This window comes from Aureimonas glaciei, from assembly GCF_014643375.1.
GTDB lineage: Bacteria > Pseudomonadota > Alphaproteobacteria > Rhizobiales > Rhizobiaceae > Plantimonas > Plantimonas glaciei.
Map to the genome: position 1 here is coordinate 438,664 of NZ_BMJJ01000001.1, position 12,949 is coordinate 451,612.

10 protein-coding genes are annotated in these 12,949 nt (G+C 68.4%); 6 read left to right on the top strand and 4 right to left on the bottom strand.

All coding sequences use genetic code 11. From position 1 onward, the window contains the following. Window positions 1-61 precede the first annotated feature (61 nt). Window positions 62-733, top strand: a complete 672-nt coding sequence (gene grpE / locus IEX88_RS02045) for a nucleotide exchange factor GrpE (protein WP_188848884.1) — start codon at window positions 62-64, stop codon at window positions 731-733. Window positions 734-1,211: 478 nt separating this feature from the next. Here grpE and folD read toward each other — a convergent pair whose 3' ends face one another. Then, window positions 1,212-2,111 (bottom strand): bifunctional methylenetetrahydrofolate dehydrogenase/methenyltetrahydrofolate cyclohydrolase FolD, encoded by a 900-nt coding sequence (gene folD / locus IEX88_RS02050; RefSeq protein WP_188848885.1) that lies wholly within the window; start codon window positions 2,109-2,111, stop codon window positions 1,212-1,214. Between the two features lie 301 nt (window positions 2,112-2,412). On the opposite strand from folD, the gene IEX88_RS02055 reads away from it, so the two are divergent. The 5 genes from IEX88_RS02055 (at window position 2,413) to IEX88_RS02075 (ending at window position 9,053) form a co-directional block, all read left to right on the top strand. Then, entirely contained in the window at window positions 2,413-4,215 is a 1,803-nt protein-coding gene (locus tag IEX88_RS02055; RefSeq protein ID WP_188848886.1) for a methyl-accepting chemotaxis protein, read from the top strand. Between the two features lie 270 nt (window positions 4,216-4,485). Next, a complete protein-coding gene (locus IEX88_RS02060) occupies window positions 4,486-6,432 on the top strand; it encodes a methyl-accepting chemotaxis protein (RefSeq protein WP_188848887.1) in 1,947 nt (648 codons plus the stop codon). 235 nt (window positions 6,433-6,667) lie between these two features. Continuing rightward, the gene (locus IEX88_RS02065; RefSeq protein WP_188848888.1) at window positions 6,668-7,447 is read left to right on the top strand and encodes a 3-hydroxybutyrate dehydrogenase; all 780 of its coding nucleotides are present in this window, start codon (window positions 6,668-6,670) and stop codon (window positions 7,445-7,447) included. A gap of 22 nt (window positions 7,448-7,469) precedes the next feature. Further along, window positions 7,470-7,625 carry a DUF3096 domain-containing protein gene (locus tag IEX88_RS02070; protein ID WP_188848889.1) on the top strand — a complete coding sequence of 52 codons (156 nt, stop codon included), beginning with the start codon at window positions 7,470-7,472 and terminating at the stop codon, window positions 7,623-7,625. A 168-nt stretch (window positions 7,626-7,793) separates the two neighbouring features. Beyond that, window positions 7,794-9,053: an NAD(P)/FAD-dependent oxidoreductase gene (locus IEX88_RS02075; protein WP_188848890.1), complete on the top strand. Its 1,260-nt coding sequence runs from the start codon at window positions 7,794-7,796 to the stop codon at window positions 9,051-9,053. An 83-nt stretch (window positions 9,054-9,136) separates the two neighbouring features. Here the strand turns inward: IEX88_RS02075 and IEX88_RS02080 are convergent, their stop codons facing one another. The 3 genes from IEX88_RS02080 to IEX88_RS02090 are packed head-to-tail and all read right to left on the bottom strand — an operon-like array spanning window position 9,137 to window position 12,875. Next, window positions 9,137-11,371, bottom strand: coding sequence for a xanthine dehydrogenase family protein molybdopterin-binding subunit (locus IEX88_RS02080; RefSeq protein ID WP_188848891.1), 2,235 nt, complete (start codon window positions 11,369-11,371; stop codon window positions 9,137-9,139). Then, the gene (locus tag IEX88_RS02085; protein ID WP_188848892.1) at window positions 11,368-12,351 is read right to left on the bottom strand and encodes an FAD binding domain-containing protein; all 984 of its coding nucleotides are present in this window, start codon (window positions 12,349-12,351) and stop codon (window positions 11,368-11,370) included. Before IEX88_RS02085 ends, IEX88_RS02080 begins: the two co-directional genes overlap by 4 nt. Further along, a complete protein-coding gene (locus IEX88_RS02090) occupies window positions 12,348-12,875 on the bottom strand; it encodes a 2Fe-2S iron-sulfur cluster-binding protein (protein WP_373289545.1) in 528 nt (175 codons plus the stop codon). Before IEX88_RS02090 ends, IEX88_RS02085 begins: the two co-directional genes overlap by 4 nt. Window positions 12,876-12,949 lie beyond the last annotated feature (74 nt).

Genomic DNA, 12,949 nt, shown 5'->3' on the forward strand with positions numbered 1-12,949 from the left:
ACTCCCGATCCTCTGACGAGCATCGGCGGAAGGGGTGCGAAACGCGAGGACCTTGAGCATCATGACGAGCGACACCGAAGACCGCGGCAACGAGACCGATTTCGACCCGGCGACGGAGGCCGCATCGCAAGGCGCCCGCGAGCGCTCGCCGTTCGACCGCCCGGACTATTCCGAGGACGAGGCCGAAGCGTTCATCGCCAGCGTCGCGGCCGAGCGGATCGAGGGCCTCGAGAGCGAGAACGCCGATCTCAAGGACCGCATGCTGCGGCTCGCCGCCGATATGGAGAATCTGCGCCGGCGCACCGAGCGCGAGGTCAAGGACGCGCGCACCTACGCCGTCACCGGCTTTGCCCGCGAGATGCTGTCGGTCATGGACAATCTGCGCCGCACCATCGCCGCCGTGCCCGAGGGCGCCCGCGAGGGCGGCGAGACCGGCCTCGGCACGCTGCTCGACGGCGTCGAGCTGACCGAGCGGGGCATGCTGGCGACGCTGGAAAAATTCGGCGTCAAAAAGCTCGACCCCGAGGGCCAGCGCTTCGACCCGAATTTCCACCAGGCGATGTTCGAGGTTCCGAACGCGGAAGTGCCGAACAACACCGTCGTTCAGGTCGTGCAGGACGGCTATGCCATCGGCGACCGCGTGCTGCGCCCGGCCATGGTCGGCGTCGCCAAGGGAGGCCCGAAAGTCGCGGCGGAGCCGAAGCCGGCCGACGAGACCGACGGCGCCGCCTGAGGCCAGCCGCGCGGTTGAAGCAGGCGAACGCCCGCGCCGCTGCTGGAAGGCGCCCTGCGAAAGGTGCCGACCTCTGGCGATAGTCATTCTCGGGCTTGACCCGAGAACCCATGCCGTGACTGGGAAGCGGTAGTCCCTTAGCAGGATGGGAATGGACGGCATCCTGATCCGGAGCGGCGTTCGACCGCTTCGGCATGGGTCCTCGGGTCAAGCCCGAGGATGACTAATCTGAGACGGAGGTGCCGCTCCACTCTGAACTCGCATTGAGCAGCGGCGGCACCCTCCGAAAGGCGCCGCCCTGTGACGATAGTCATTCTCGGGCTTGACCCGAGAACCCATGCCGTGACGGGGAAACCGATCGTCCCTCAGCAGGATGGGAATAGACGGGATCCTGATCCAGAGCGGCGTTCGACCGCTTCGGCATGGGTCCTCGGGTCAGAGCCCGAGGATGACGATCTGAGACGGGGGTGCAGCTCCCTCAGATCCGCGGCGCTGCCTTCCCCGCCGCGCGATACGCGGCCGTCACCGTGTTGGCCATCAGCATGGCGATGGTCATCGGTCCGACGCCGCCGGGGACCGGCGTGATCGCCGCCGCCCGCGCCGCGGCTTCTTCGTAAGCGACGTCGCCGACGAGCCGCGTCTTGCCGGTGCCGCGCTCGGGCGCGTCGACGCGGTTGATGCCGACGTCGATGACCACCGCCCCCTCCTTCACCCAGTCGCCGCGGATCATTTCCGGGCGGCCGACGGCGGCGACGAGGATGTCGGCGCCCCGGCAGACGGCGGCGAGATCCTTTGTGCGGGAATGGGCGATGGTCACCGTGGCGTTGGCGGCGAGCAGCAACTGCGCCATCGGCTTGCCCACGATGTTGGAGCGCCCGACGACGACCGCCGTCTTGCCCGACAGGTCGTCGCCGAGGATTTTGCGCAGCATGAGCATCGATCCGGCCGGCGTGCAGGGCACGAAGGCCGCGTCGATGGCGCCGGTGCCCAGCCGCCCGACATTGAGCAGGTGGAAGCCGTCGACGTCCTTATCGGCGTCGATGGTCTGGATCACCCGGTTGGCGTCGATCTGCGGCGGCAACGGCAGCTGCACCAAAATCCCGTGGATTGCCGCGTCGGCATTGAGGTCGGCGATGAGGGCGAGAAGGTCGGCCTCGGCCGTCTCGGCCGGCAGCACGTGCTTGACCGAGTGAAAGCCGCAATCCTCGGCCATCCGCGCCTTGGAACCGACATAGACCTGGCTGGCCGGATCCTCGCCGACGATCACCACGGCGAGGCCCGGAACGGTGTGCGGCGCCAGCGCGGCCGTCGCCGCCTTCACCGTCTCGATGATGCCGGCGGCCATCGCCTTGCCGTCGATCCGCGTCGCTGTCGTCATGAGGGTCTCCCTTCGGCCGTCCGCCTGTATAGCGGCATGTTCCACGAAAGCGCGAGGGGCGGGCGCGCAAACGCGGCATCCGGCGGTCGCAGACCTTCCGCGACAGGGTCGCCCGAAGCCGTCGCCTCCGCTTGGCTGCCGCTCGAGGGGGCGGGCACAAGGACAATCTTAAGGTGTTTCGACCATCACTACAGGTTAAATGACCGTTGCGTGAGGAGAAAGACCTCGGCTGCGGCTGACTTCTTCTGACCTGCCGCGATCGCGTCATGATTAGCGACGGCACAGCTCCAGGGCCCCCGACATGCGCAAGCTCTCTCTGTCCGCCAAGGTCTCGCTGATGGTCGTCGGATCCTTGGCGATCCTGACGCTGCTGTTCGGCATCGGCGGCAGTCTTCTCCTGCGCGGCGAAGGCGCCGATCGGGCCGCGGCCCGCCAGATGACCAATATGGGCGTCGCCTGGCAGGTGCTGACGACCTATGGCCGGGATTTCCGCATTGAGGGGGACAGCCTGTACGCCGGCCGGCAGAAGCTCAACGACTTCTTCGAGCCAGTGGACAAGGTGAAGGAACTGGTCGGCGGCACCGCCACGGTGTTCATGGGCGATACCCGCATCGCCACCAACGTCAAGAAGCCGGATGGCAGCCGGGCAGTCGGCACCAAGCTCGCCCCCGGCCCCGTGCACGACGCCCTGTTCGTCGCCGGCCAGCCCTTCCGCGGCGAGGCCGAGATTCTCGGCACCCCCTTCTACACCGCCTACGATCCGATCAAGGATGCCGCCGGCAAGACCATCGGCGTCCTCTATGTCGGCATCCCCAAGGCCGAATTCGTCTCGTCCATCAACGATCTCCAGTGGCGCATGGGCGTCCTTTCGGCCCTGGCCGCGCTCGTTATCGGTCTCGTCGCGCTCTGGCTCGCCCGCCGCATGTTCGCGCCGCTGGAAAGCCTGGCCAAGACCGTCGCGGCGGTCGCCGACGGCGAGACCGATGTCGAGGTCGTCGGCCGGCATCGCGGCGACGAGATCGGCCGCATGGCCGGATCGGTCGAGCATCTGCGCCATGCGATGATCGAGCAGAAGCGGCTGAAGGAAGAGCAGGCGGCGACCGTGGCGGCGAGAGAAGCCGAGCGCCTGGAGCAGGAAAGCCTCGGCGAGGGCTACGTCGCCGCGCACGCCTTCTTCATGAGCGAGGTCACCACCGGCTTCCAGCGGCTGGCCGCGGGCGATCTCCTCACCCGCCTCGACCGGCCCTTCTCCGCCGACTACGAGGGCATGCGCGAATTGTTCAACGACAGCGTCGGCAAGCTCGAGGAAGCGATGGGATCGGTTGTCCAGTCGATCACCGCCATCCGTACCGGCCTCACCGAAATCACCGTCGCCTCCAACGACCTCGCCCAGCGCACCGAGCAGCAGGCGGCGAGCCTGGAAGAGACCGTGGCAGCCCTGAGCCAGGTCGCCAGCGGCGTCAACCAGACGGCCGAGGGCGCCGCGCGTGCCCAGATCGGCGCCACGGCAGCGCAGAAGAACGCCGAAAAGGGTGGCGATATCGTCGCCCGCGCCGTCGCGGCGATGAGCCAGATCGAGGACTCCTCCGACAAGATCGGCAAGATCATCGGCGTCATCGACGAGATCGCCTTCCAGACCAACCTTCTCGCCCTGAACGCTGGCGTTGAGGCGGCACGGGCCGGTGAAGCCGGCCGTGGCTTCGCGGTGGTGGCGCAGGAAGTGCGCGGGCTCGCGCAGCGCTCGGCCGAGGCGGCCAAGGAGATCAAGGACCTGATCTCGACCTCCTCGAAACAGGTCGGCGAGGGCGTCGACCTCGTCACTGCGTCCGGCAAGTCGCTGCAGGAAATCGTCGCCCAGCAGAACGCAGCGATGGTCGAGGAGACGACGGCCGCCGCGCAGAACCTTTCCGACGAGACCGAGGATCTGGCGGCGCTGATCGGGCGGTTTTCGACCCGCGCCACCGCGACGCACGCCAGGGGTCCAAGCGGTCCGGTGTCCAAGCGGCCGGCCGCAGCGCGCCCGGTCGCCCAGTTGCGCCACAGCGGCCGTCAGGGCGTCGCGCCGCAGGCTTCGCCGCAAGAGGACAACTGGTCGGAATTCTGAGCGCTTTTGCCCGGCAGACAGGACGACCGCGGCGCTTGCCGATCCCGTCCGGGCCGGCGCAGACATTTCGACCGACCGCAGGCTTGCCGGCGGTCGGTCGACGCGTTGCCGGCTCGCACCGCTGCGACGCCGGCCGCCGCGCGGTCGCCACGGCATGCGCTCCGGCCCGGGATCTTCCATTCATCAGCAAGAAAGCCTTAGCTTCTTTGCCCTACGGAAGCTCAGCGATGCATCGTAGCAGGCGGAGCATCATCACGGCGGGGTAGAATGATGTTTTTGTCCAATCTGAAGATTTCGCAGAAGATTTCGGCGGCGTTCGTCTGCCTTGTCCTGGCCGCGGCCGGCATGGGCGGCATCGTCTACGCGCAGCTCGGCCAGATGAGCGCGGCGACCGACAACATCAAGCACCACACGGAAATCACCGCGATCAGCACCGCGACGCGGCTCGGCCTGTCGCGGATGGAGGCGGCCCTGCGGGCCTTCATGCTGACGCGCAACGACCGCTATACCCTGGCCATGGACAAGCGCGCCGCGGCGATCGCCGCCGATGTCGACAAGATCCGGGCCCTGGCGCCGGATCTCGCGGGAGATCTGGACGCGGTCACGGCCGGCGTCGCCGCCTGGCGCGGCAATATCGCGGCGCCCATCGTCACCCTGTCGCGCGACCCGGCCACCTTGCCCCAGGCGCTCGCGCTCTTCGCCAGCGACGTGGCCGACAAGGCGATCGAAGATGCCGAGAACGCCATCGATGCGATCGTGACGTCGGAGCAGGCCGCGGTGGCCGAGGCCTGGGCGATCGAGGTCGAGGCGAATGCCACGTCGGTGACGGCGCTGGTGGGCGGCATCGGCTTTCTCATCCTGTTCTCGGTCGCCCTGGGCTGGCTGCTGGCGCGCGGCATCGCGACGCCGGTCGTCGCCATGACCGAGGCCATGCGGCGCCTGGCGGCGGGCGACAAGAGCATCGACGTTCCCGCCACCGGGCGCGGCGACGAGATCGGCCTGATGGCCGGCGCCGTCGAAGCCTTCAAGCAGGCGGCGATCGACCAGGACCGCCTGGAATCGGAGGCGGAAGCCGCGCGGGCGGCGCAGGCCAGCCAGCGGGAGAGGCAGTCGGCGCTGGATCATTCCAAGGAGGAGGATCTCCGGGCCTTCGTCGAGGCGGTGGAACAGAGCTTTGACGCGCTGTCGGCGGGCGATCTGACGGTGCGCATGGACCAGGCGGTGGCGCCGGAATTCGAACCGATCCGGCAGAAGTTCAATGCCAGCGTCGCCGAGCTCGAGGCCGCGATCTCCGGCGTCGCCGGCGGCGTCGCGACCCTTCGCACAGGCCTTGCCGAAATCTCCGTCGCGTCCAACGACCTCGCCCAGCGCACCGAGCAGCAGGCGGCGAGCCTTGAGCAGACGGTCGCAGCGCTCTCGGAAGTGACCACCGGCGTGAACCAGACGGCCGAGGGCGCGGCCCGCGCGCAGGTCGGCGCCAGCGCGGCGCAGAAGAACGCGGAAAAGGGCGGCGAGATCGTCGCCCGGGCCGTCGCCGCGATGGCCGAGATCGAGCATTCCTCGGAAGAGATCGGCAAGATCATCGGCGTCATCGACGAGATCGCCTTCCAGACCAACCTCCTGGCGCTGAATGCCGGCGTCGAGGCGGCACGGGCCGGTGAAGCCGGCCGTGGCTTCGCGGTGGTGGCGCAGGAAGTGCGCGGGCTCGCCCAGCGCTCGGCGGAAGCGGCCAAGGAGATCAAGAACCTGATCTCGACCTCGTCGAAACAGGTCGGCGAGGGCGTCGAGCTGGTGACGGCCTCGGGCAAGTCGCTGGAGGAAATCGTCGCGCAGGTCGGCGAGATGTCGGCGGTGGTCGCCGAGATCGCCAGGAGCGCCCGCGAGCAGGCGGTGTCCTTGCGCGAAGTCTCGGGCGCGGCCGACCAGATGGACAAGGTCACGCAGCAGAACGCCGCCATGGTCGAGGAAGCCACCGCGGCCGCCCAGACGCTGTCCGACGAGACCGACGAGCTCGCCGCCATGGTCGAACGCTTCACCACCAACACCGGCCATGCGGCCAGCGGCCATGCCGCCCCGACAGTCCGCCACCAGCCCGCCCGCGCATTCCGCCCGGCGCCGCGGGCCCCGGCCCGCCCGGTGACGCAGCTGCGCACCACCGGCCAGGGCGGCGCCGCCCCGCGCCCGACCGCCGCCGCCGAGGGCTGGGAGGAATTCTGAGCCTCCCGGCGCCCCGTCCCCGTTCAGGGGACGGGGGCAACGATCTCCCGCCCGAGGGCGCCTGACGCCGCGGCGGAACGTGGCCCAAGCGGCCGGCCGCAGGGGCCGGCTGCCTAGCCGAACCCGCCCCCCGGCGCTGGCCGCCCGGCCGCCGCTTGCCGCCGACCCGTCTCCCGAACGATAGTGCGCCGCGTCAGGCGCCATCCGGCGCTGCCAGAACTTCGGGACACACGCCATGAAACTCAAGGACAATGTCGCCGTCATCACCGGCGCCGGCTCGGGCATCGGCCGGGAGATCGCGCTGGAATTCTGCCGCGCGGGCGCGAAGGTCGCGATCTGCGACATCAACATGCAGGGCGCCCACGACACCGTCGCCGAGATCGAGGCGGCCGGGGGCTCCGCGATCGCCATCGAGATGGACGTCACCGACGAGGCGGCGGTCAATGCCGGCGTCGACAAGGCGTTCGCCCGCTTCGGCCGCATCGACACCATGATCTCCAATGCCGGGGTCCAGATCGTCCATCCAATCGAGGACTTTCCCTATGCGGACTTCCGCAAAGTCATGGACATCCATGTCGGCGGCGGCTTTCTCCTCACCAAGGCCTGCGTCAAATACATGTATGCGCAGAAGTCCGGCGCCCTGATCTATATGGGGTCGGCCCACAGCCACGAGGCCTCGCCGCTGAAGAGCGCCTATGTCGCGGCCAAGCACGCCCTGCTCGGGCTCGGCCGCGTCATGGCCAAGGAGGGCGCCAAGCACGGCGTGCGGTCCAACGTGATCTGCCCCGGCTTCGTCAAGACGCCGCTGGTCGAGAAGCAGATTCCGGAACAAGCCCGCAGTCTCGGCATTTCCGAAGAAGAAGTCGTCGCTCGAATCATGCTGGGCGACACCGTCGACCAGGAATTCACCACCATCAAGGACGTCGCCGACGTCGCCGTCTTCCTCGCCGGCTTCGGCTCCAACGCCCTGACCGGCCAGTCGATCCTCGTCAGCCACGGCTGGCACATGGCGTAAGCCTTCGCATCAGGAGAGTTTCATGGAAATCATCACCATCCAGCCGGTCGTCGCGCTCATCGCCGGCGTCCTCATCCTCGTCATGCCCCGCCTCCTGAACATCATCGTGGCGATCTACCTCATCTTCATCGGCATCACGGGCCTTCTGGGAAGCGGCGCGCTCAACAATCTCGGCTGACGCGGGGCTTTCCCCGCATCGCCATCCCGCTTTGGCTCCCGGCTTTCGCCTGATCCTTTCCGAGGGAAAACCGTTCAAGATCATGCCCGAGGCTTCGAAGGCCGAGACCCGGGACGGCGCCGCGTGTCTCGGCCGACGGCGCCGCGAGCGAGCGCAGGAAGGGACAGCATGGCCACGACACGAATCGTCATTCTCGGCGGCGGGGCCGGCGGGCTCGAGCTCGCCTCGGCCCTGGCGCATCGCCCGGGCCTCGACGTCACGCTCGTCGACCGGGTCGGTGCCCATATCTGGAAGCCGCGCCTGCACGAGTTCGCCGCGGGAACTGTGACCTCGACGCTTTCGGAAATCAGCTTCTACATGCTGGCGCGGATGCGCGGGTTTCGCTTCGAGCAGGGAAGCGTCACCGGCATCGACCGGGCCGCGCGGGAGGTGCGCCTGGCGCCCCCGGACGTTCCCGGCGCGGCCGGTTCGGAGCGCCGGATCGGCTACGATACCTGCGTCGTCGCCTTGGGCGGCATCACCGCCGACTTCGGCATTCCCGGGGTGCGCGAACATGCCGTCCGCCTCGATGCCAAGCTCGACGCCGACGGTTTTCGCGACCGGTTCGTCGCGCTCCTGATCAATGCCCGGCAGACGCGCGTGCCCGCCCATGTCGTCATCGTCGGCTCCGGGGCCACCGGGACGGAACTCGCCGCCCATCTGCGCCTGGCCGAGACGGCCTTTTTCGACCGCCCGGAGACAGCCGATCAGCCGCGACTGCTCGATCTCACGCTCCTGGAAGCGGCGCCGGAGGTCATGCCCGGCGCTGATGAAGAGCTGCGCGCGGGCGTCGTGCGGCGCCTTGCCGAACTGGACGTCACCGTCGTCACCAGCGCCCGGATCACCGCCGTCGAGCCGGACGCCGTTCGCGCCGCCTCCGGCGAGAGCTGGCGCGCCGATGTCACGGTCTGGGCCGCCGGCCTCGTCGGCCTCCCCGTGCTGGCGACGCTCGGCGATTTTGCCATCGACCGCAAGGGCCGCATCGTGGTCGACGCCTTCCTGCGCAGCACGGTCGACCCCACCGTCTATGTCCTCGGCGACGCCGCCAGCCTGACGCCGGAAGGGGCGCCGCAGCCGCTGCCGCCCACCGCGCAGATCGCCAGCCAGGAGGCGGCCTATCTCGCCAGGAGTCTCGCGGACCGCGCTGCCAAACCCTTCCGCTTCAAGGACAAGGGCAAGCTCGTCTCGCTGGGCGGGGCCGGCACCGTCGGGCTCGTCGGCATTTCCCGCAATGATTTCTTCGTCGACGGCCAGTTCGCCAAGGCCGCCTATCACGCTCTGCAGCGCCGCCACCAATGGCAGGTGCTCGGAGCCTTGCGCGGCTCCGTCGCCATTCTGGCCGACGTGATCTCGCCGACAAGAGGCCCGGCGCTGAAGCTGCACGGCTGAGGCAGAGCGGCCCGGCCCCATGGCAAAGAAAAGGGCGGCGAGGTTGCCCCCACCGCCCTTCTCACTGATCCGATCGCCGCGTGTCAGGCGGCTTTCTGCGCCGCTGCCCAGCCCGCGAGGACCTTGTCCAAGGTCATCGGATAGTCCCGCAGGCGCACGCCCGTGGCATTGTAGATGGCGTTGCTGATCGCCGCGCCGACTCCGGACAGCGCCAGTTCGCCGATGCCCTTGGAGGCGAGCGGGCTGGCCGCCAGATCACGCTCCGGCAGGAGAACCACTTCCAGCTGCGGAACGTCGGCATTCACCGGCACGTGGTATTCCGCCAGATCGTGGTTGACGATGAGGCCGGTGCGCGGGTCGATGACCAGTTCCTCCGTCAGCGCCGAGCCTATGCCAAAAATCTGGCCGCCATAGCACTGCGAGGTCGCGGTCTTTTCGTTGAGAATGCGGCCGGCGGCCGCCACCGTCAGCAGGCGGCGAATGCGCGTCTCGCCCGTCACGGCGTTCACCGCGACTTCGCAGAAATGCGCGCCGTAGCTCGCCTGGTGCGTATCCTCGAAGGCCTTGCCCGGCTTGAAATTGCCGAGGACGACCAGTGGCTCGCCGGCGAGGAGATCGGTCAGCGCCGTCTGCCGGTTGCCGCCGATGGCGGTGCCGTCCTTCAGCGTCAGCTCCGCGGCGTCGACGCCCATCTTCTCGGCCAGCGTGCCGACGATGCCCTCGCAGGCGGCGTAGACCGAGGAACCCGAGGAGCTGGCGCCCCAGGATCCGCCCGAGCCCGGCGCCGGCGGCAGGGTGGAATCGCCGAGCTTGACCGTCACCTTCTCCAGCGGCAGCCCCAGCATCTCCGCCGCGATCTGCTGCAGGATGGTGTAGGTGCCGGTGCCGATGTCGGTCATATCCGTCTCGACGAGGGCAGTTCCCTCTGCCGACAGCGTCACGCGGGCGGAGGACTTCTGCAGGAGGTTCTTGCGCGAGGCCGCCGACATGCCCATGCCGATCAGCCACTCGCCCTCGCGCCTGAGGCCCGGGGTCGTCGATCGGTCGGCCCAGGCAAAGCGCCGCGCGCCTTCGTCCATGCATTCGATCAGCATGCGCGAGGAGAAGGGCAGGCCCTCCTGCGGATCGACCGCCGGCTCGTTACGCTTGCGCAGCTCGATCGGATCGATGTCGAGCTGCTCGGCAAGCTCGTCCATGGCGTTTTCCAGCGCCAGCATGCCCACCGCCTCGCCCGGCGCCCGCATAGAGGAGGAGAGGATGACGTTTACGGCCGACAGCCGGTGGGTGATCAGCCGGTTCTCGCCTCCGTAGAGGAAGACGGTGGAGATGCCCGCCGGCTCGAACACCTTGTCGCCCGGCGTGTTGCCGCAGAGCGTGTCGTGCGCGATGGCGGAGATGACGCCGTTTTCGTCGGCGCCGATGCGGATGCGCTGCACGGTATCGGTGCGCCGCGAGGTGGCCTGGTAGACCTGCTGGCGGGTGAGGGCGATTTTCACCGCCCGGCCGGTCTCCTTCGCCGCCAGCGCCGCGAAGACGGCTTCCGGCCCGATGCCGAGCTTGCCGCCGAAACCGCCGCCGATATAGGGATTGCGCATGCGGATGCGGGCCTTGTCGATGCCGAGAGCCGCGGCGAGCTGGCCGACATTGGTCTGCACCAGCTGATAGCAGCCATAGAGCGTCAGGTCCTCGCCCTCCCACACCGCTACGGCGGCATGCGGCTCCATCGCCGAATGGCTCTGGCTCGGCGTCGTGTAAGTCTGGTCGAACTTCACCGCGGCCTCGTCGAACGCCTTGGCGAAATCGCCCTTCTTGACGATCGACGGCATGGTTCCCTCGCCGGGATCGAACGCCTTTGCCTTGGCGTCATCGAGCGAATAGACGCCCTCGCTCGGGGCGTATTCCACCTCGACGAGCCTCGCCGCGGCGCGGGCGATCTCGAAACTCTCGGCGACGACCAGCGCGATCGGCTGGCCGAAATGCGTCACCTCGCCCTTGATCGAGGCCGGCTTCTCGTCGCCGGGATCGGCGGCGGCGCGCGGTCCCGTCTCGTCGGTGACGACGTGCAGGACGCCGGCCATGCCCAGCGCCTTCATGGTGTCGATGAGTTTGATCTTGCCGGCGCCGATGCCGGAGGTCACGACATAGCCGTAGGCGACCTGCTTGCCGTGCAGGTTTTCGTAGGCATAGGTCGCCTTGCCGGAGACCTTCAGCGGGCCCTCCATGCGGTCGACACCCCTACCGATGACGGCCTGGACATTGCGGTCGAGCCGGGTCTCGCCGACCGGCGCGTCCATCTGGATCGTGTGCTCGGAATTCATGTCGTGGCTCCCGTGGCTTCGGCGAGGACGGCGGGCAGGGTCCGGCGCATCAGCTCGATCTTGAAATCATTCTCGCCCTGGCCGCGGGCGTCGGCGAGCAGCATGTCGGCGGCGCGGGCGAAGAGGTCGGGGGAAGGCGTCTGGCCGGCGAGGAGGGTCTCCACGCCGGTGTCGCGCCACGGCATGTGCGCGACGCCGCCGAAGGCGAGGCTGGCGCTGCCGATCCTGCCGTTTTCCATGGTCACCACGGCGGCCACCGAGATTAAGGCGAAGGCATAGGAGGCGCGGTCCCGGACCTTACGGTAGACATGGCACCCGCCCGCCGGTTTCGGCAGGTGCACCGCGACGATGAGCTCGCCCGCTTCCAGATTGGTCTCGATGTGGGGCGTGTCGCCGGGCAGGCGGTAGAGGTCGCCGAGGCCGAGGCGGCGCGACGACCCGTCGGCCTTCACCGTCTCGACCTCGGCGCCGAGCGCGCGCATCGCCACCGCCATGTCGGACGGGTGCGTCGCGATGCAGTGCTCGCTGGCGCCGAGGATCGCGTGAATGCGATTGAAGCCGCCGATGGCGTCGCAGCCCGAGCCGGGCTCGCGCTTGTTGCAGGCGGAATTCGTCTCGTAGAAATAGCCGCAGCGGGTGCGCTGCAGGAAATTGCCGCCGGTCGTCGCCTTGTTGCGCAGCTGTCCGCTGGCGCCGGCCAGCAGTGCGCGGCTCAGCACGGCATAGTCGCGGCGCACGGTCTCGTTGGCGGCGAGATCGCTATTCGTCACCATGGCGCCGATGCGCAGGCCGTTCTCGGTCGGCGTGATGTCGCGGAGGTCGAGCCGGCTGATGTCGACCAGCTTTTCCGGGGTCTCGATCTGCAGCTTCATCAGGTCGAGGAGATTGGTGCCGCCGGCGATGAATTTCGTGCCGGCGAGGGCGGCGGCCGCAGCGGCTGCCTTCGGCTCGGCAGCGCGGGAATAGTCGAACGATCTCATGCTGCGTCCTTCTTTTCGGCAACGGTGCGGATCGCGTCGACGATGTTGGGATAGGCCGAGCAGCGGCAGATATTGCCGCTCATCCGCTCGGAAATCTCCGCATTGGACAGGCTAGCGCCGCCTTCCAGTTCGTCCGTCACGTGGCTCGGCCAGTTCGCCTCGGCCTCGCCGAGCATGCCGACCGCCGACATGATCTGCCCCGGCGTGCAGTAGCCGCACTGGAAGCCGTCATGCTCAAGAAAGCTCTGCTGCATCGGGTGGAGGTTGCCGGGCTCGCCGAGGCCCTCGATGGTGGTGATGGCGTCGCCCTCGTGCATCACGGCCAGCGTCAGACAGGAGTTCACCCTGAGGCCGTTGACGAGAACGGTGCAGGCGCCGCACTGGCCATGGTCGCAGCCCTTCTTCGTGCCGGTCAGGGCCAGATGGTCGCGCAAGGCGTCGAGCAGCGAGGTGCGCACGTCGAGCTCGAGATCGTGTTCTTTTCCGTTGATGGTCAGTCTCGGCAAGACCGCTCTCCTTTGAATCGTTCCAGTCTGCGCAACGCCGGTGCAGCAGGAAGGGTTCAATGGAAAAGCACGGGCGGGATGGGAAAGAATGA